The sequence below is a fragment of the Paenibacillus sp. RS8 genome (assembly GCF_041956825.1).
Classification (GTDB): Bacteria; Bacillota; Bacilli; order Paenibacillales; family Paenibacillaceae; genus Paenibacillus_AQ.
This window is the reverse complement of record NZ_CP168131.1, coordinates 1,101,814-1,121,210: the sequence shown is the minus strand read 5'-3', so window position 1 is coordinate 1,121,210 and position 19,397 is coordinate 1,101,814. Positions and strand designations below refer to the sequence as shown.

14 protein-coding genes are annotated in these 19,397 nt (G+C 44.9%); 11 read left to right on the top strand and 3 right to left on the bottom strand.

The window, feature by feature from the left end:
- The first annotated feature begins 285 nt into the window (after positions 1 to 285).
- The 5 genes from ACDZ28_RS06305 to ACDZ28_RS06285 all read left to right on the top strand — a co-directional run bounded on the left by ACDZ28_RS06305 (position 286) and on the right by ACDZ28_RS06285 (position 5,609).
- Positions 286 to 1,650 carry an FAD-dependent oxidoreductase gene (locus ACDZ28_RS06305; protein ID WP_375105312.1) on the top strand — a complete coding sequence of 455 codons (1,365 nt, stop codon included), beginning with the start codon at positions 286 to 288 and terminating at the stop codon, positions 1,648 to 1,650.
- A gap of 276 nt (positions 1,651 to 1,926) precedes the next feature.
- Positions 1,927 to 2,754, top strand: a complete 828-nt coding sequence (locus ACDZ28_RS06300; protein ID WP_042131410.1) for a formate/nitrite transporter family protein — start codon at positions 1,927 to 1,929, stop codon at positions 2,752 to 2,754.
- Between the two features lie 408 nt (positions 2,755 to 3,162).
- A complete protein-coding gene (locus ACDZ28_RS06295) occupies positions 3,163 to 4,383 on the top strand; it encodes an MFS transporter (protein WP_341115501.1) in 1,221 nt (406 codons plus the stop codon).
- A gap of 70 nt (positions 4,384 to 4,453) precedes the next feature.
- Entirely contained in the window at positions 4,454 to 4,984 is a 531-nt protein-coding gene (locus ACDZ28_RS06290) for a GNAT family N-acetyltransferase (protein WP_042131408.1), read from the top strand.
- Complete coding sequence (locus tag ACDZ28_RS06285) at positions 4,965 to 5,609, top strand: MOSC domain-containing protein (protein WP_375104235.1); 645 nt, start codon at positions 4,965 to 4,967, stop codon at positions 5,607 to 5,609. Before ACDZ28_RS06290 ends, ACDZ28_RS06285 begins: the two co-directional genes overlap by 20 nt.
- Positions 5,610 to 5,693: 84 nt before the next feature.
- Here the strand turns inward: ACDZ28_RS06285 and ACDZ28_RS06280 are convergent, their stop codons facing one another.
- Positions 5,694 to 6,242 carry a GNAT family N-acetyltransferase gene (locus ACDZ28_RS06280; protein WP_042131406.1) on the bottom strand — a complete coding sequence of 183 codons (549 nt, stop codon included), beginning with the start codon at positions 6,240 to 6,242 and terminating at the stop codon, positions 5,694 to 5,696.
- A 230-nt stretch (positions 6,243 to 6,472) separates the two neighbouring features.
- On the opposite strand from ACDZ28_RS06280, the gene ACDZ28_RS06275 reads away from it, so the two are divergent.
- Positions 6,473 to 8,179 (top strand): glutamine--tRNA ligase/YqeY domain fusion protein, encoded by a 1,707-nt coding sequence (locus tag ACDZ28_RS06275; RefSeq protein ID WP_042131405.1) that lies wholly within the window; start codon positions 6,473 to 6,475, stop codon positions 8,177 to 8,179.
- Between the two features lie 85 nt (positions 8,180 to 8,264).
- Here the strand turns inward: ACDZ28_RS06275 and ACDZ28_RS06270 are convergent, their stop codons facing one another.
- Positions 8,265 to 9,497, bottom strand: coding sequence for an MFS transporter (locus ACDZ28_RS06270; RefSeq protein ID WP_375104234.1), 1,233 nt, complete (start codon positions 9,495 to 9,497; stop codon positions 8,265 to 8,267).
- Between the two features lie 310 nt (positions 9,498 to 9,807).
- On the opposite strand from ACDZ28_RS06270, the gene ACDZ28_RS06265 reads away from it, so the two are divergent.
- The 4 genes from ACDZ28_RS06265 (at position 9,808) to ACDZ28_RS06250 (ending at position 16,867) form a co-directional block, all read left to right on the top strand.
- Positions 9,808 to 11,676: an ABC transporter ATP-binding protein gene (locus tag ACDZ28_RS06265; RefSeq protein WP_375104233.1), complete on the top strand. Its 1,869-nt coding sequence runs from the start codon at positions 9,808 to 9,810 to the stop codon at positions 11,674 to 11,676.
- Entirely contained in the window at positions 11,606 to 12,283 is a 678-nt protein-coding gene (locus ACDZ28_RS06260; protein ID WP_042131402.1) for a response regulator transcription factor, read from the top strand. Before ACDZ28_RS06265 ends, ACDZ28_RS06260 begins: the two co-directional genes overlap by 71 nt.
- A complete protein-coding gene (locus ACDZ28_RS06255) occupies positions 12,280 to 13,332 on the top strand; it encodes an ATP-binding protein (protein ID WP_375104232.1) in 1,053 nt (350 codons plus the stop codon). Before ACDZ28_RS06260 ends, ACDZ28_RS06255 begins: the two co-directional genes overlap by 4 nt.
- Positions 13,333 to 13,462: 130 nt before the next feature.
- Positions 13,463 to 16,867 carry an S-layer homology domain-containing protein gene (locus tag ACDZ28_RS06250; protein ID WP_375104231.1) on the top strand — a complete coding sequence of 1,135 codons (3,405 nt, stop codon included), beginning with the start codon at positions 13,463 to 13,465 and terminating at the stop codon, positions 16,865 to 16,867.
- Positions 16,868 to 16,958: 91 nt separating this feature from the next.
- Here the strand turns inward: ACDZ28_RS06250 and moaA are convergent, their stop codons facing one another.
- A complete protein-coding gene (gene moaA, locus ACDZ28_RS06245; protein ID WP_375104230.1) occupies positions 16,959 to 17,960 on the bottom strand; it encodes a GTP 3',8-cyclase MoaA in 1,002 nt (333 codons plus the stop codon).
- A gap of 414 nt (positions 17,961 to 18,374) precedes the next feature.
- Between moaA and ACDZ28_RS06240 the strand changes: the two genes are divergently transcribed.
- Positions 18,375 to 19,067 carry a molecular chaperone gene (locus ACDZ28_RS06240; protein ID WP_042131399.1) on the top strand — a complete coding sequence of 231 codons (693 nt, stop codon included), beginning with the start codon at positions 18,375 to 18,377 and terminating at the stop codon, positions 19,065 to 19,067.
- The last annotated feature ends 330 nt before the right edge of the window (positions 19,068 to 19,397 follow it).

Below are 19,397 nucleotides of genomic sequence, written 5' to 3'. Positions count from 1 at the left end.
TTGTGCGCTATAAGAAAGTATATCCTGAGGGGTCTGAACATAATGTCTTACGCCCATGGCAAAGCTAACGAGGTCGCATCGGCAGCGGTGACGGAAAATGCTTAAAATTGTGAACAATCTGAGAATATAGGCGAAAAGACTTGTAATGTGATAAATATCACAATATAATCAGTTTATAAAGTGAAATAAATCACAATTAACTCATCGGTGATCAGATATCTAATTTGGTCAGTCAAGCAAGTCGAATATATAACCAGGTTGTCCATTTGAAGGAGGAAGAAAATGATGAAAATAGCTGTCATTGGATGTACCCATGCCGGAACTGCCGCAATTGTAAATACTGCCCAACTGTACCCAGAAGCTGAGATTACGGTATATGAGCGTAATGATAATATTTCCTTCTTATCCTGTGGCATTGCTTTATATGTAGGTGGAGTGGTCAAAGACCCGCACGGACTGTTCTATTCTTCCCCAGAGAAGCTTGCAGAGCTCGGAGTAAAGACGAACATGCGTCATGAAGTGACCGAAGTGGATACGAAGTCCAAAACACTGCGTGTTCGCAATTTGGCAACTGGACAGGAGTTTAATGATACCTACGATAAGCTGATTATGACTACTGGATCATGGCCGGTTGTGCCGAAGCTCGAAGGGCTTGAGCTGGAAGGCGTCTTGCTTTGCAAGAATTATGAACATTCCAACACCATTATAGAAAAAGCTAAACATGCGAACAAAATCACAGTCGTAGGCGCTGGCTATATCGGCGTTGAATTGGTGGAAGCCTTCCAAATGAATGGGAAGCAAGTAACGCTGATTGATGGTGAAGACCGCATTCTGAATAAATATTTGGATCCAGAGTTTACTGCACCAATCGAACATTCCTTTAAGGATCACGGCATTAAATTGGCACTGAATGAGAAGGTCAGTTCTTTTGCTGGAGAAGGCGGTAAAGTTACCAAGGTTATCACAAGCGCAGGAGAGCATGAGACGGATCTTGTTATTCTCTGCATCGGCTTCCGTCCGAATACTGAACTCTTAAAAGGCCAGGTGGATATGCTGCCAAATGGTGCGATTTTGGTCAACGACTATATGCAGACTAGTTGCCCAGATGTGTATGCCGCTGGTGACAGCTGTGCGATTCATTACAACCCTACAGGGAAGCACGCTTATATTCCACTAGCAACCAACGCAGTACGGATGGGCACCTTGGTCGCACGTAACTTGATGACAGAGACGATTCCATATATGGGCACTCAAGGGACTTCGGGCATTAAGATTTATGAAGATAATATCGCTGCTACCGGTCTTACAGAAGAAGCGGCTAAGGCTGAAGGCATGGACGTAGAGACTACCACGATTATTGACAACTACCGTCCAGAATTTATGCCAACGTTCGAGCAGGTTCAATTAAAAGTTGTATTTGATCGTGCTACACGCCGCATTGTCGGAGCACAAATTATGTCCAAGATGGATTTGACGCAATCGATCAACACCGTATCTGTATGTATTCAAAATAAAATGACAATCGACCAGCTGGCCTTTATCGATTTCTTCTTCCAACCTCATTACAATAAGCCTTGGAACTTCCTGAACACCGTAGGAATTCAAGCGCTGCCGACATCAGTACCAAGTAAAGAGGCAGTAACCGTTTAACGTAATTGCATAAGAACATTATAGTCGGGTAGACCGGAGCCATTCATGGCTTCGGTTTTTTCATGTTTGATGCTGGTACTATTTACCTTTAAAATAATATGGAGCCTATTCTTACAATTGTAATTATGGATGCGCTTCGTTAAATTTGACATGTCAGTGAAAAGTTTCACTTAGTTTTTCATTAAGTGATAATTGTCACGTTATTGTGTTTTGTGACACGCTACAATGGTCGTAAAGGAACAAATTTTAAGTAAATAGATGAAGGGGATAGGAATCATGGCTTATAATAAACCGCAGCAGATTGCCGCAGTCACGGTCGAGAACGGCATAAAAAAGGCGCACAATCCTTTAAGCACCGTACTAATTCTGGGCTTTCTGGGAGGGGCGTTTATCGCGCTCGGATTTTTACTGGATATTCGCGTCATTGCTGGCGCACCGCATGAATGGGGATCTATCGCTAACTTTATTGGGGCAGCAGTCTTCCCTGTTGGATTGATTCTAGTATTGCTTGCAGGGGGAGAACTACTGACAGGCAATATGATGGCTGTGCCGCTTGCTTTTATGGCGAAGAAGATATCTTTCTGGGAAGTTATTAAGAATCTTGTATTGATTACCCTGAGCAATTTAGCGGGAGCTTTGTTTGTAGCTTACTTTTTTGGTCACGTGGTTGGTTTAACCTCTGACGGTGTGTATCTGGAAAAATTAGTAGAGATGGCAGGGCATAAGCTTGAGGCAGACTTCTTGCCGGCATTTGTTTCCGGTATCGGTTGTAACTGGCTCGTAGCTTTGGCGGTATGGCTCTCCTATGGAGCAGATAACTTCAGTGGTAAAATCCTCGGTATCTGGTTCCCGACGATGGCTTTTGTAGCTATCGGCTTCCAGCACGTTGTAGCTAACATGTTCTTAATTCCGGCGGCTATTTTTGAAGGCTATTTTTCATGGGGAGAGTACTTCAACAACTTTGTTCCGGTATGGCTAGGCAACTTGACTGGCGGTGCGATCTTTGTTGCGGCAGCTTATTGGATGGCTTACTTACGTAAAGAGCCAGCATCTATTCAATCCGTGGACAGCATGTCCGGCAGCGGTGTAAAGAAACACGCCTAAACCTATCTTATAGAGCACTCCTTAGCATAGTCGAGGGGTGCTTTTTGATGTTATAGACAAATAAAATCCGCCGTGATGTATCCGAGCTCGGGGGAACGATTCGGACGCACGGCGGATTTTAGAAGGGGGAGTGTTTCTAGGCTCTATTACCCCGACTTTGCAAGAACGAATCACATCGTTTTGTTTAGTCTGCTTTACGGACGACAGCAGCAACTATAAAATATAAATAGATGGGAACGGGTGCTACTTTTTTCTCAGCTACGGTTGAAGTTAGTCCTAATTAAGAGGTAAAGTGTACTAAGACTTTATCACGATAGCACGTCAATGCGTCTGCTTGCCCTGAACCCTGTTTTGGGATAATACTGGATGGAATAATGACACATATATTACAGGGGATGTACACTACTTATGAAGTTTTTACAGAATTATCCTAAAGAAGTTAAGATATTTTTAATTGCTAGCCTTATTAATGCAACGGGTAGTGCACTGATGTGGCCACTGGTTACAATGTATGTTTTTGATGAGCTTGGACGCAGCATGTCGGATGCTGGATTAGTGATTCTTATTCAATCAGTTGGAGGGATTGTGGGTCAACTACTCGGGGGCTCACTCTATCATAAGGTAGGCGTTAACCGGCTGATTGTCGGAGCGCTGGGCATGAATGCACTTGCACTGTTCACTTTGCCGGCAGCAAGTAACAACTGGACGTTATTTATGGTCGCGATGGGACTGGTAGGACTCTTTAATTCATTGTCATTACCTGCGATTCAGGCATTTATCGGCTTTCGTTTTACGAAGCAGCGCGGAGAGCTGTTTAATGTTATTTATGTCGCTAATAATATTGGTGTAGCACTGGGTACGGCGTTAAGTGGTTTTTTGGCCGATATTTCTTATATGCTCAGCTTTGTAATGAACGGCATAACTTCAGCGGTATTTGCGGTATTCTTTTTTGTATATCTCAAGAAGGTCGGAGGAGATTCTTCACAGGAGGTCGCAGAACACCAGAAGGCTGGTCCTGACAAACAATCCACCTGGAAGCTAATGGGACATACACGGATTTATCTTTATATGGGTATTGCCTCGATGTTCCTACTGTTAGGGAACTCTATCTGGAATACAGGGGTATCTCCGTTCATTATTTCTGAGGGCTGGCCTAAGAAGACTTATGGTTTTCTCTGGACGCTCAACGGTATTCTTATTTTTGCGGCCCAGCCGCTCGTAACGGTGATTAAACGTTGGTTCGCGTCCACCTCAACAGCGCAAATGACTGTAAGTGCTCTATTTTATTTGGGTGGTTATGCTGTTCTTTTATGGATGCCGACTTATTCAGGTCTAGTGCTTGGGATGGTGCTCGCTACGCTTGGGGAAATGCTGATATCTCCGGCCATGCCTTCCTTTATTTCGGATCATGCAGGTCGAAGTGCTCCATTCTATTTAGGGCTTAGTGGAGGTATGGGGGCAGTCGGAAGGGTGATTGGGCCTTACTTAATGGGTAGATTGTATGATAGTGGAGGCTTAGCGCCTACCGCATGGTTGGCATGTGCGATGGCACTGCTATCCGTAGGATTCTTTATTGTTCATGCGTATATCAACCGCCGAGGAAATTCACTGGAGCGGTCAATTGGATAGTTGTGCATAGTGGATTCAGGTGATCTACTGTGATTCTATAGAGGTGCAAAGCAAGGGGTGTACATCTTATATGAAACTAAGCAATAAGGATAGGCTTATCATAAGGTTCTCAGAGATTAAAGACGTGCGGGAACTGATTCATCTGGATCATTTGATCTGGACGGAGCACACTAGCCCGGGGCCTTTAATGTGGCGTTCCCAAGAGGATTACCTATTGAATGCTCCTCCGGGTTCGCAACTTGTAGCGCTGAAGGATGACAAGCTTTGCGGATATGTTGGGTTTGGTTGTCCTAGTCGAATGGAGAGCAACAGGCATGTGTGCGAAGTCTATATTGCTGTCCATCCAGATTATCAACGCTTAGGTATTGGCCGACAGCTCATAGAGGCGATTAAGGAACATGCCGCAGAAAATGCTATTCGGAAGCTTCGTCTACGCGTATTATCCTGCAATGAGTCAGCGCTTTCTTTTTATCGTAAATGTGGATTTGTAGAAGAGGGACGTCTGCAGGAAGAGTTTTATCTTGGCGGTCGTTATGTGGATGAAATATTTATGTGCTGCATGCTGACAGGAGGAGAAGGATATGGAGATCATCTCGCTTAACGTGGGTCGCCCGGTAACAGTGGATTATCGGGGAAAACCTTTGGAGACTGGGATTTATAAAATGCCTGTAGAAGGAGCGGTTCAGTTACATACCAACGGTTTTGTCGGAGATGGTCAAGCGGATCTTAAACATCATGGAGGCCCTGATAAGGCGGTCTGTGCCTATCCGATTGAGCATTATTCCTACTGGGAGAAACAGCTAGGAAAGAAGCTGGAATACTCTGTCTTCGGGGAAAATATAACAACTGCCGGCTTATTGGAGACAGACGTGTGCATAGGTGATGTGTACGAAATAGGCACCACTGTGCTGCAGGTCAGCCAGCCACGTTATCCTTGCTTCAAAATCTCGCAAAAGCATGGTCCGGCAGATCTCCCCGCTCAAGTGCTGGATACTAGATATAGCGGATTTTATTTGCGCGTGCTTCGTGAGGGGAAGATTTCAACCGGAGATGCCATTGTTAAAAAAGAAGCTGGTGCTGGCGGTGCGTCCGTAGCGCATGTTCTGCATTTAATGCAGGTGGGCCTGCAAGAGGAAGCTGCACTGGCTGAGCTTGCGGAGCTAGAGGCTCTCTCTGCTGTAGTTCGGAACAAGTTTCGAAAACAGCTGGGTCTGTCTGAAGATTAGCCTATATCTATTAGCCAAAATAAACCTGGAGGCATATGCCTGCCAGGTTTATTTTGTTTTGTGTGTTTAATTTACTTGCGTAACTTAGCCGAGCAATTGCCACTCGCTACGCAACAAACCGTATACGGCGTGGTTCACGTAGCCATCAGGCAATTTCTCTGCCTGTCTAATCACACCCTCAAGCACAAAACCAAGCCGTTCCGGAATCGCTCTACTGGAAACATTGCCGGTTGCGCAGCGGATTTCTACACGTTGCAGCTCCATCTCCAGAAGTGCATAGTCCACTAGAACCCGACAGGCGCTGGTCATATACCCTTTGCCTTCAAATCCTTCACCAAGCCAGTAGCCGATACCAACGGATCGGTTATGCCAGTCAATCTGGTGATACCCAATCACACCGGCGAGCTCCCCACGAACCCATAGTCCAGCGGTAAAAGCACCATTCTCGGTACTTTGTTTAATCGTATTTTTGATGAAATCTAGAGTGTGAGCCTGTTCCGTAACGGCATCCACCCAAGGGAGCCATTGTCTTAGTCGATCCCGTGAGTGCTCTACTAACGTGAACAAGTGCCGAGCGTGCTCCGGCATGAGCGGCTTTAACATCAGCTCTTCATCGATGACATAATTAAACAAGCGGTTGCCTCCTTTTTGGCACAAGGCCTTATGTATGATTATGGATTATTTCTTATGATTATCATGCTACTCTATCGCCCTGACAGAAGTCAAAAGGTCTAAAGATGCTAAAAAATGATCTATGCCTTATGCCCCCTTTTATTGAACAATCTAGAGTTAACGGGTATATTAGTAGGAAACATGTTTATACAAGAAGTAGTGTAACACTACAGAACGAAAGGTTGATAGCTGTGGAGAACCGTAGCACCCCCTCCAATTTTATTAAGAATGTTATTACCGAGGACCTCCGTACGGGTAAAGTAAAGGAAGTTATTACACGCTTTCCGCCGGAGCCGAACGGTTATTTACATATCGGACATGCCAAGGCGATCTGGATTAACTTTACACTGGCGGACGAGTTCGGTGGCAAGACGAACCTAAGATTTGACGACACGAATCCGGCTAAAGAGGATACGGAATATGTGAACTCGATTCAGGAAGATGTAAAGTGGCTCGGTTATGAATGGGAAGAGCTGCGTTTTGCATCTGATTATTTTGAGGAAATGTACAAACGTGCCGAATTATTAATTACAAAGGGCAAAGCTTATGTCGATGACCTCAGTGCGGATGAAATTCGTCAATTGCGGGGAACGCTGACGGAGCCAGGGAAGAACAGTCCGCATCGCGATCGTAGCATCGAAGAGAATTTGGACTTGTTCCGGCGTATGCGTGCAGGCGAATTCAAGGACGGCGAGAAGGTCCTTCGCGCCAAGATCGACATGGCATCACCGAACATTAACCTGCGTGATCCTGTAATTTATCGGATTACACATGCACATCACCATAACACAGGCGATAAATGGTGTATCTATCCAATGTATACCTTCGCTCATCCGTTAGAAGATGCTATTGAGGGAGTTACTCATTCCCTTTGCTCACTCGAATTCGAAGATCAACGTCCATTTTATGATTGGGTCGTAGCTGAATGTGAGATGCCGTCTGTTCCACATCAATATGAATTTGGTCGTCTGAATCTAGCTCAAACGATGACTAGTAAGCGTAAGTTGAAGCTGCTTGTAGACGAAGGACATGTGGATGGTTGGGATGATCCGCGGATGCCGACGATTTCTGGTCTACGCCGAAGAGGATATACGCCGGAAGCGATTCGTAAATTCGTGTATGAAGCAGGTATCTCTAAGAGTCAGGGCCTGGTGGACCTGCAAATGCTGGAACACTTTATCCGTGAGGATCTTAAGCTAACTGTACCGCGTACAATGGCTGTGCTGCGACCGCTTAAGGTTGTTATCACCAATTATCCGGAAGGTCAAACAGAATGGCTTGAAGCGGAGAATAATACAGAGAATGAGGAAATGGGTGTACGCCAAATTCCGTTCTCACGTGAAATTTATGTTGAGCGTGATGACTTTATGGAGAATCCGCCGAACAAATATTTCCGGTTGTTCCCTGGCAATGAAGTACGTCTGAAGCACGCTTATTTCATCAAATGTAATGAGGTTATTAAGGATGAGAATGGCGAGGTAGTGGAGCTGCATTGTACGTATGATCCAGAAACGAAGAGTGGCAGCGGATTTACAGGCCGTAAGGTAAAAGGGACGTTGCACTGGGTGGAAGCTAGCCAAGCGGTTCCTGCGGAATTTCGTTTATACGAGCCTTTGATTTCTGCTGAAGAAGCGGATGAGGCTGTGGAAGTAGAAGGTTTGGATTCCTCGGTAGAGAAATCGGAGCCTAGCTTCTTAGATCAGCTTAATCCTAAGTCCATTGAAATCTTACAAGGGTTTGTTGAACCAGCGCTTAAGGATAGCGTGGCTCAGGATAAATTCCAGTTCTTCCGTCATGGCTATTTTAATGTGGATAGCAAATATTCGGCACCTGGACATCTCGTATTCAACCTTATCGTTTCACTGAAGAGTTCATTTCAACCTCCTAAACAAGGCTAATATTTAACTCGATCAAGTTGATTATATTGAAAGAGGCTCAAGCGTCCCGTGCGGGTACGCCTGAGCCTCTTTTTTATTTTCGTGTCTATAAAATTTCAATCTCGGATAGCTCTTCTTCTTCCTCTGTAGGGGGACGATAACCTCCACGACTAACAAAGAGCCACATAAAGCCAAAACCGAGCGTTCCAAACAGCGTCAAGAATACACCCGTCTGATACATGCTCTGCGCACCCAGATATTGATACATCCAACCTCCGAGAATGCCTCCAATGAAACCGGATATCCCACTCCAGCTTAGGGTGTAGAGCGCTTGTCCGGAAGAGCGATAAGGCCGTGGAATCAAGAGCATCGTCAATTGGGTCCCTACATAGAAGAAGCCGCCGAACGTTATGCAGTGCAAAATCTGAATAAACACTACTTGAATGGAAGTGGTCGCATCAGCCATAAACCACCAACGCAGAACGAACAAACCACTGACCAATGCAAGCCAGCCGAGCAGAACAGAAATTTTTCGTTTTAGGAATCGGTCACAGAGAACGAATACGCCTATCTCCAAAATGGAGGAGAGAAACACGGCAAGACCAATCATTTTTTTAGAACCGCCCAGATCCGTAATATACAAAGAGATGAATGTGGTGTTCATCGTGTTTGGTATGGAAACCAGAATGCCAAATAACAAAAACAACAGGAAAAAGGGATTGAAAATCACTTTACTTAGGCCTTTAAACGGCATCGGAGCTCTCATAATAGTATGGTTAATTTTGGGTAATACAAGAACGGATAGAATTGATGCACCTAGTAACGCTGTAAGCAGATAGGTCAAGATGGATACGCCAGCCCAATCAAGGATAAAACCGGCGACAATCGCAATCAGTGCCCACCCTATTGAGCCCCAAAGCCGGAAAGAACGGAAGCGCTGATTAGTTCCCTCAATATAGCAAAGAATCATCGAGTTGCTTTGAGCAAATAATGGCCCTTGGAAGAAATAAAATAAAATAATGGCGTTGTAGATCATCTCATATGTATTTGCTCGAAACATAAACTGTGAGACCACTAGCGTTCCGAATAACATAAGCAAAACGATACGCCGTATATTCTGAGAACGGTCTGTTAAGAACGCCCAGAATGGATTTGCAAATATGGATACCAGCGCTCCCATAGAGAATAAGACACCAATCTCTAATTTGTTCATCCCTACATCCAGCAAGTATAGTTGAAAGAAGCTGGTGAAGAGGACCATGGTTCCATATACAAAAAAATTGAACCATTTTAAAGACGTGATAGAAGATGGAATAGCGCCTTTTCGCAAATGGTTCACTCCTTTCTCACTAAATATCTTGCATGGAGTAGAATGACCAATAGTAGGCCCTTCTATCACTGTAACACGTGTTGAAAAGGGATACAAACACCCTTTTTTACTTTTTTACATTATTTTGGTGTTTATTTAGGTTTGAGACGATAAGCGACAAAAAACGCATAAAACGTGGTACAAAAGGTGAAGAAGACGCAAAATGGCTAATCGGCGGGTTTAACTTCAGTTTACAATTTGCAGATAGGATAATTGAAAGACGAGAAAGATATTACTATGCTTTTCTCGTAGAGGTACCAAGAAAAGGGGAGTTATTGTTATGAAGAAATCCGAATCCAAGCGAAAGATGGCGCTGAAGCCGTTCTTGATGCTACTAAGAGAAACCAAGCCTTCATACGGCTTATTGGCTATAGCCATTGCACTAAGCATGATATCGACATTAGTCAGTCTGGTAATTCCGATGTTCACTAAAAATTTAGTGGATGGCTTCTCACTAGCCTCCGTTAGTAAGCTTCAGATTGCGGGTATAGCAGCCGCGTTTATCGCGCAGACCATTGCGGGAGGGATCTCCATCTATCTGCTTAATTATGTGGGTCAGAAGATGGTTGCAGGTCTGCGGGATCGCCTGTGGCGTAAGTTTTTAGTTCTGCCTGTGGCTTACTACAACGACAATCGAACGGGAGAAAGCGTCAGCCGCATGACGAATGACACAGGGATCATCAAAACACTGATTTCTGAACATTTAGCTAGTTTATTTACCGGAGTGATCTCTATTGTGGGCTCTATTTCAGTGTTATTATTTCTCAATTGGAAAATGACGCTGGTTCTCTTTACAGTGCTTCCGCTTTCTGCGCTGATTCTAGTGCCGCTTGGACGGCAGATGTATAAAATCTCCAAGGGGATGCAAGACGAGACAGCCTCGTTTACCGCTACATTAAGTGGTGTATTGTCAGAGATCCGTCTGGTGAAATCCTCGGGTGCAGAGAAGAAAGAGTACGAAGCAGGCAAAACCGGAATTATGAATCTGCTTTCCTTTGGTATTCGTGAAGGTAAGATTAGCGCCATGATCAGTCCGCTAGTTTCCTTTGTGTTTATGATGTTGCTCGTCGTCATTATCGGCTACGGTGGAATGCAGGTATCTTCCGGTGTCCTTACCGCTGGTGAACTAGTCGCCTTTATTCTTTATCTTATTCAGATAATTATGCCACTTACTCAATTGACTACGTTCTTCACACAGATTCAGAAGGCTAAGGGTGCCTCAGAGCGTATTATTGATACCTTGGCAGCAGAAGAGGAAGTATACGAGGGACAGGAAGAGGCAACCGGTGCTGAAGGTCCAATCTCGGTAGAGGGTCTAAGCTTTGGATATAAAAAAGGTGAGAATGTGTTGACCGATGTAAGCTTCCGTATGCTTCCGGGTCAGGTGACGGCTATTGTTGGTCCGAGCGGGGGCGGTAAGACCACGTTGTTCTCGTTGCTCGAACGTTTTTATAAACCTCAGTCAGGTCAGATTAAGCTTGGCGACATGCCAGTGTCGACCTTCTCACTGCGCTCGTGGCGGAAGCTGATCGGGTACGTCTCACAAGAAAGCCCACTGTTAGCCGGTACGATTGCTGAGAATTTAACCTACGGATTGGATCGGGACGTTAGCAGTGAGGAGATGCGCACAGCAGCAGCCATGGCTTATGCAGATGGATTTATTGATGCCCTTCCTGAAGGATATAATACGGATGTCGGCGAAAGAGGCGTGAAGCTGTCTGGTGGACAACGGCAACGGATTGCCATTGCCAGAGCATTGCTGCGGAATCCGAAGATTCTTATGCTTGATGAAGCGACCTCCAGTCTCGATAGTCAATCAGAAGCGGTAGTGCAGAAGGCGCTGTCCAATTTAATGAAGGGTCGTACCACGGTTGTTATTGCCCACCGTTTGGCTACGGTTGTAAATGCAGATCAGATTATTTTTATGGAAAAGGGTCAGATTACCGGAATGGGAAGACATGAAGAGTTACTGGACAATCATGAGCTATACCGGGAATTTGCCACTCAACAGCTACAAATGAATACCATTGAGATTAAGGACACAGAAGAGGAAGAGGAAGAGGAGGCTCCAGTGACACATGACAAAAATACTAGTAGCGGACGACGATCCGCACATCCGCGAATTGGTAGAAGTATTTCTGAGAGCTGAGGGAATGGATGAGATCTATGGAGCTTCCGATGGACTGGAGGCTCTTCAGATACTGGAAAGCAATAATATAGATTTAGCTATTATTGATGTGATGATGCCCAATTTGGACGGCTGGGAGCTATGCCGGCGGATGCGCCAGAACTATGATTTTCCGATTTTAATGCTGACGGCTAAAGGGGAAACCTCACAAATTGTAAAAGGTTTTGAGCTGGGTAGTGATGACTATCTCGTTAAGCCTTTTGAGCCAGTGGTGCTTATTGCACGAGTAAAGGCGCTGCTCAAGCGTTATCAAATTTCTGCTGCACAAAGAGTGACCGTTGGTCGGTTGCGAATGAACCGTAAAACGTATGAGGTCTCCTCAGAGTATGGAGAAATCACTTTGCCGCTTAAGGAATTTGAGCTGTTGTTTAAGCTAGGCAGCTATCCAGGTCAGACATTGACTAGAGACAGACTGATCGAAGAGATTTGGGGTTATGATTTTGAGGGGAATGAACGAACACTAGATGTGCATATCAATCGTTTGCGTGAAAGATTTAATCAGGATAACTATGGGTTCGTTATTCGTACCATTCGGGGGTTAGGCTATCGGTTGGAGGCTGAGGCATGAATCGATTTAAAGAAATTGTTAAGCGAATCGGGATGATTTTAGTTTATTTCGGAGGCGTTGCGATTAGCTGGAGTGCAGCTTATTTCCTGATGAACTGGATATATAGCAGGGTTGGGCGTCCCTCTTCGGAGTATTTAGTCCAATTAATCAGCGTGATGGCCGGTATTGTAATCTTGTTCATGATGGCATTGGTATCCTCCAAGTTATTCCGGGGCTGGGAACGTGTTTTTTATAAATCGATCATCGAAGGCTTGGGGCGTATTGCTAAAGGTGATTTCAATGTAGTACTGGATAATACTAAGGATTATGGTGAATTCGGTGAGATTGTAGAGAGTATCAACGTCATGGCCAGTGAACTGAGCCAGATGGAGACCATGCGCCAGGATTTTATCTCCAATGTATCGCATGAAATTCAATCTCCACTAACCTCGATTCGGGGGTTTGCTCTTGCGCTGCAGTATGAGACTCTGAGTGTGGAGAGTAGGAGGCACTACCTTAATATTATCGTGGCTGAGAGTACCCGCGTATCTGGGCTCAGTGATAATTTATTGAAGCTGTCCGCGCTTGAATCGGGCAACTTTCCGTTTGAAAATCAGGCTTACCGTCTGGATAAGCAGCTTAGAGATACGATTCTGGCTTCTGAACCACAGTGGCTGGAGAAAAATATAGAGGTAGAGGCTGAATTGGAAGAATTGAATGTAACTGCGGTAAAAGATTTGATGACTCAGGTCTGGACCAATCTTCTTCATAACAGCATTAAATTCACTCCCCAGAATGGATGTATTCATATCAAGCTTCGATCAGTAGATCAGCGCGTAGAGGTGGAGATTCAAGATAGCGGGATTGGCATCTCTGACGAAGATTTACCTCGCATCTTTGATCGCTTCTATAAGGCAGACAAAGCTAGAACCGCGAGCGGGGGTGGCAGTGGTCTAGGCCTATCACTGGTTAAGAAAATCGTTGAGCTGCATAAAGGTAAAGTAACCGTAGCTAGCCGACCCGGTGAAGGAACAGCGTTTATAGTGAGCTTGCCAATGCAAGTAAAATAAATCGGTAATGTTAATATAAAAATGAATATTTACATAAACATGCAACAAAATCCGACATGACTTTACAATTTTCTACTATTCTAAATATAGAATCTACGAAAATCAAAAAGTCATCGGAGGATTAAATATTTTGAAGAAGAGCAAAATTCGCGTTTTTCTGACCAGTTCGCTTGCCGTATTATTGTTAGCACCCAACTTTTCATTACAGACAGTTTACAGTGCTTCAGGTGAATCAACGCCTGATTTCACAGCTACAACTTCAGAACATTCAGGGAAATGGATGACAGGTGAATACCATGCACATACTTATGAATCGAATGATGCTCAGGAATCTTTGAAAAGTGTGCTAGATGCTGCATTTGAACAAAATGGTTTTGACTGGATGGCACTGGCTGACCATCTTCGGGTATCTGACCGGGATGACGAAGGGGTGAATATCCCTGGCGGTTCTATTCCGATGTCTCAAGGCATTGTGGATTATCAAAATGAGAAAATTAAGAAATTACAGGCAGAAGGCAAATACGCTGGGAAAATCATTTTTTCCGGCTTTGAGTGGGATATGCCTCAATATGATCATGCAGCGGTTGGCATTGTTACAGATCAACCAGGGTCCGCAGAAGCTTTGAAGGCTATTAATCAATTTGAATATTTATTTACTAATCGGGATGTAAGTATGTTCGATCCGACAGATGTGGCTGAGTGGAGTGCGGCGGATACTAGATCTTTTTCTACAAAAGAAGATACACGCACAGCTATGAAATGGCTAAGCAGTCATTATCCAGATAGTTATGTACTGATCAATCATCCCTCCAGAAAAAATGGTACAAGCTCGGAGCTTAAAATAGAGGATGTCCGGGACTTTAATGATATCGATCCAAATCTTGTCTTCGGCTTTGAAGGTATGCTGGGCAATCAGATGTCGAGTGATCGAGGAGAGGCGCCTGAGACTTACGGGGGTACAGATGTCAAGGTTGCTCAGCTTGGAGGAATGTGGGATGCTCTGCTTGGTGAGGGCCGCAGGTTCTGGAATTTTGCTAACTCGGATTTTCATTTCAAAACAAAAAATGATCAATTCTCTAGCGGTTACTGGCCTGGTGAGTATTCCAAGAACTACACCTGGGTGGATGGCTCCGATATTAATGCTGTCGTAGACGGCATGCGGTCAGGGAAATCCTTCTCTGTCTTTGGAGATCTCATCAACGCCTTAGAGTTTAATGTATCAGGAGATGGGCAAGAGGAAGAAATGGGCGGCGAACTGGACGTAAAACAAGGCGACGACCTAGAGCTTACGATCCGTTTCAAAAGTCCACAGCAAAATAACAATGGCGATGCCGTTAAAGTGGACCATGTAGATTTGATCTCCGGTGAAGTCAACGGCAAGGTTGATCCTGGGTCGCCTGAGTACACCAAAGCAACTAACGATACAACAAAAGTACTGAAACGTTTCACAAGCGAGGACTGGACTACAGATGCCGAAGGCTACAATGTTATTAAGTATCAGGTAGGGGCAGCGGACAAGGATCGTTATTTCCGTTTAAGAGGAACTAATCTTGGAACTGACGTTGCTGGAGAAACCGTAAACGGCGAACCGCAGATTGATCCTAAAAATAATACTGTCGATAACCTGACTCGTTTCGAAGAAATCAATGCCCGTAATTATAGTGATATGTGGTTTTATTCCAATCCGATTTTTGTTGATGTGGAGTCGTACAGCGATCAGCAGGCCGTTAACGATACTATGACTGAGTTAGATCTAGGAGACACAAGCGCAGTAACTTCTGATCTAACGTTGCCTACCGAAGGCAAACACGGAACAAGTATTCTTTGGAACAGCTCTAATCCGGTTCTGATGACGAATGAAGGTAAACTCATCTACCAACCTAAAAAGGATACGAAGTTAACCTTAACAGCTACGATCCAGCGGGGATTGGCTACGGAAACGAAGTCTTTTGAAGTAACGCTTAGCGGAGATGATAGCATTACTCCATTGGCGCTTCATAGCACATTAACGACTGAGAACGGACAAACGTATTTAAGCGGTACCTGGACGAATCAGAGTGTTTCCGTAAGTGTATATGCCAGCGTATATATTCCTGGGTCAGATGTATCTATTCAATTAGCGAATGATGTGAACGGAGATTTCCTACCCTATGAAAGTGGGAAAGTAGTTGAGATTTCGGAAGAAGGGCAACATCAACTGCAATTTGAGGCTACGGATTCTTTAGAAAATAAGACAACATTGCCGATTACTGTGAATATCGATCGTACTGCACCTGTGATTACCTTGAAGGGGGAGAGCAATCTTAGTCTGACTCAAGGCGATGACTTCAAGGACCCGGGCGCAGATGTTACTGACAAGGTTGGGGTTGCAGGCTCTATCCTGGTGATAGGAACAGTGGATGTTCAGACTCCAGGAACCTATACACTGAAGTACAATGCCACAGATTTGGCTGGTAATGCGGCTGCTGAGGTTGTACGCACCGTAGTTGTAAATGCGGGCAACAGCAGTGGAGGGGGCAGCGGCCCAGTTGCAACTTCAGTCCCTACGCCAACGCCATCTCCTACAGAGCAGCCTTCTACAACTCCGTATGTGGAATTGGATGTAAAAGCACAGCAGGGAGGAACGGGCACACTTAAAGACATGGGCAGCTTTACAATTCCGGCTGGAGCATTGTCTGCAGACAGTGAAATTGTCTTTACGGTTGTTGCCACCGGTGAGACACCAGTGATGGGTGATCTTCAGGCTGTGAGTGCAGTATTAGAGCTTACTAGCGACAAGATTGGAATGCTTAATAAACCCGTAGAACTATCTCTGAATTACGATGCGGGTCAGATTACACCAGGGCATAAAGCAGCTATTTACTATTACAATGAACAGCTTAATAAGTGGGTATATGTAGGTGGAAGCATCCAATCGGATGGGACTATAACTGCAAGTGTAAATCAATTTGCCAAATATGCTGTGTTTAATTATAAGGCCCCATCGCCTACTGATTTGAATAATCATTGGTCCACAGAATTTACAGACCGTCTAATTGGCATGGGCATCATGAAAGGGTACGAGGATCATACCTTCCGCCCGAATGAGGATGTTACCCGGGCGCAGTTCGCTTCTATGATTGTAAGGGCGCTTGGTTTGCAAACTACAGGCAGCACAGTGAAATTCGAGGATCAAAGTGCGATTCCAGCTTGGGCTGCAGGTGATGTAGCAGCGGCGGTAGATGCCGGAATCCTTCGTGGATATGATGTAAACGGTAAAAAGTTCTTCGAGCCTTCTGAGAAGATTACACGTGCTGAAATGTCAGTTATGCTCGCTAATGCTTTGAAGGTCAATGCCCATAAGCAAACGGATAATGAGGGGAACTTTGTGGATCTTGCTTCCATTCCACAATGGGCACAGTCATCTGTACAAGCAGGTGTTGAAGCTGGTATTTTGGGTGGATTTGAGGATCATGCGTTCCGACCTGAGAATAATGCTACAAGAGCGGAGGCAGCAACGACGCTTTACAAGCTGCTCGAGGCTCTATATCTATAATAGTGGATGGCGAAGGCTATCCTTTAATCTCTAAATGAAACGCCGCTTTTCCCAGATGACTTGGGGAAAGCGGCGTTTTTAATGAGACGGACTAGCCTCCAATTTGAGACATACGCCGAGCCGTCGGCGTGTGGCTTTGTGCTTTTTTCTCCAAGGCTAATGCCATTTCGTGGTTATGTGGCTTGTTACCCAGAGCTTTGCGGAATAAGGCCTGCACTGCTGCGGGATCGCTTATTAGGGGGCGGACATTGTACTCATCTTCCCAATATAGACAAGCTTTGATATGGCCATCTGCAGTTAGTCTTAGACGATTGCAGTTATCGCAAAAGTGATCGCTTACTGGATGGATTAGACCGAACGTTCCTTGCGCTCCAATAACCTGCCGATTCTGGGAAGGGCCATTACCAGATGGCATCTCTGCCTCCTCGGTCTCCCAGCCGGCCGCAGTACAAGCTTCTATAACCGTTTCCAGCGGCAGATAGGATTGGCGCCAAGAATCAGTAGCACTTCCGATGGGCATATATTCAATAAAGCGTACATTTAGTGGACTGTTCAACGTAAGGGAGATGAAGTCTTTGATCTCGTCATCATTAATCCCCTTCATTAATACAACGTTAAGCTTGATTGGCTCCAGTCCAGCAGCTTGTGCTGCCTCGATTCCCTTTAGTACCTTGGAGACTTCACCGCCGCGTGTAATCATAGAGAAGCGATCTTGCCGTAAAGAGTCCAGACTGATATTCACTCGTGACAGCCCGGCTTCTTTTAGCAGCGCTGCTTTCGCTGGAAGCATTAATCCGTTCGTAGTCAGTGAAATATCGTCAATCCCCGGAATGGCGGATATCATAGTCACTAGCTTCTCCAGGTCTTTGCGTACAAGAGGTTCTCCTCCTGTTAGCCGTACCTTACGCAATCCAAGGGGGGCTAGCGATTCCACAATTGCGGTGATTTCCTCATAGCTTAGAATCTCGTCCTGCGGCTGGAATTCCATCCCTTCCGCTGGCATACAATAAATGCAACGCAGGTTGCAGCGGTCGGTAACCGAAATGCGGATGTAATCGTGTAAACGTCCAAAAGGGTCCGTCAGCGGCTCCATGGCGTTGCTCCCTTCATTTGTTGGTGTTTTGAGTGCTTCTCTCCTTAAGAGGAGGCGAAGGCGTTTATACTTGTTTAGAATTTTAAAGATCGCTCGGAGGTACGTCAATGAGCAAAGTGTTGGATGGGTCGAGCACTCCCTTTTTGAAGAAGTCGGCATATGATTTTTTTGCATAATAATGGACAAACTAAATAAAATAACGAAGCCGAAATAGACTTGCGAAAATGTGACAAAAGTACGACAAATGAAGTGATTAGTCATAGAATGCTCACGGAAAGCGTTTTAAATATCCGATATAATCTAGGTGCGGATTACTTTTACGTTCACTTTTGCGAAAACAGAAAGGATACCGGAAAATGCATATCGTAATGTGACGATGCGTGACCGGGAAACCCATTGAGGAGGATTTGCAAAATGACTATGCAAACTGTTCCATCGCTCGCCGTGCCGGAGGCATTTAGCCATTGGTTGGAAAGTCGGGGATTAATATATCAGCTTTTAGTGGATTTTTTGGGTAGAAAACCATCACTCTCGCTTGTGGCTCAGTGGAGCCGCAATCGCAAGATGAGTGTTGCAGCAGAGATGACGGAAGGTGGACGGGAACTGAAACGATATTTGAGTCAGGAACCGAATAAGCTACCTTATATATGCGAGAAAGAGAGCCAAGAGTATAAACGGCTTATGCATGAACAAACAGTAAGCTCTTTTAAATTACGTGAAGCTGCTATTCTAGGGCGTTCTGAAGATTTCTGCAACGTGCTTGCTGATGTGTATACTTCCGCGGGAATCGTATTTAACAAATGTAATGGTGAGGCTGATGATCATATTGCTATTGAGCTGGAATTTATGGCAGTAATGCATGAGCGGATGTTGTACAATAGCTTCTCAATTAGAAGTGCTATGGATCTACTTGATATTCAGGTAGCCTTTTTGGAGGATCATTTACTGCAATGGACTCCACAGTTCTGTGAGAAATTAAATGCGGCAACGGATAGTACGTTGTATTTGGGACTTTCCCATATGCTCGTTGAGTTTCTACCCCTTGATTTGCAAATGCTGCGTTCCTGGAGAGCTTCGCTGGAGAGCAGTGCAACAGCAATGGTATAAGAACACTATAATACAGAGCCCGGCCTATAAATTAGGCCGGGTTTTTCGTGCTGAAGAGGTGTGAATTATGCTGGAAAATGAAGCATCGAATGGTGAACAAAGCGGTGATCAAAGCGGCGAACAAAGCGGCGAACAAAGCGGTGATCCAAGTGAAGTAGGTAAATGATGATCTGAGTGAAGTCTCAAATTCCGATCCGAGTGAAGCTCTAGAATAATAATTAGGGAATTTCTCCCTAAAACTCTGGTGTTAATGCTCACAAGTCGTGTAATTAGGGAAAACTTCCCTATAATTCACCTGACTTGGCGATAAATCATGCGAATTAGCTGATT

Coding starts and splice junctions, on each gene's coding strand:
- ACDZ28_RS06255 (WP_375104232.1), top strand. CDS start 12,280: ATGAATCGATTTAAAGAAATTGTTAAGCGAATCGGGATGATTTTAGTT.
- moaA (WP_375104230.1), bottom strand. CDS start 17,960: ATGGAGCCGCTGACGGACCCTTTTGGACGTTTACACGATTACATCCGC.
- ACDZ28_RS06260 (WP_042131402.1), top strand. CDS start 11,606: ATGACAAAAATACTAGTAGCGGACGACGATCCGCACATCCGCGAATTG.
- ACDZ28_RS06300 (WP_042131410.1), top strand. CDS start 1,927: ATGGCTTATAATAAACCGCAGCAGATTGCCGCAGTCACGGTCGAGAAC.
- ACDZ28_RS06265 (WP_375104233.1), top strand. CDS start 9,808: ATGAAGAAATCCGAATCCAAGCGAAAGATGGCGCTGAAGCCGTTCTTG.
- ACDZ28_RS06240 (WP_042131399.1), top strand. CDS start 18,375: ATGACTATGCAAACTGTTCCATCGCTCGCCGTGCCGGAGGCATTTAGC.
- ACDZ28_RS06305 (WP_375105312.1), top strand. CDS start 286: ATGAAAATAGCTGTCATTGGATGTACCCATGCCGGAACTGCCGCAATT.
- ACDZ28_RS06285 (WP_375104235.1), top strand. CDS start 4,965: ATGGAGATCATCTCGCTTAACGTGGGTCGCCCGGTAACAGTGGATTAT.
- ACDZ28_RS06290 (WP_042131408.1), top strand. CDS start 4,454: ATGAAACTAAGCAATAAGGATAGGCTTATCATAAGGTTCTCAGAGATT.
- ACDZ28_RS06295 (WP_341115501.1), top strand. CDS start 3,163: ATGAAGTTTTTACAGAATTATCCTAAAGAAGTTAAGATATTTTTAATT.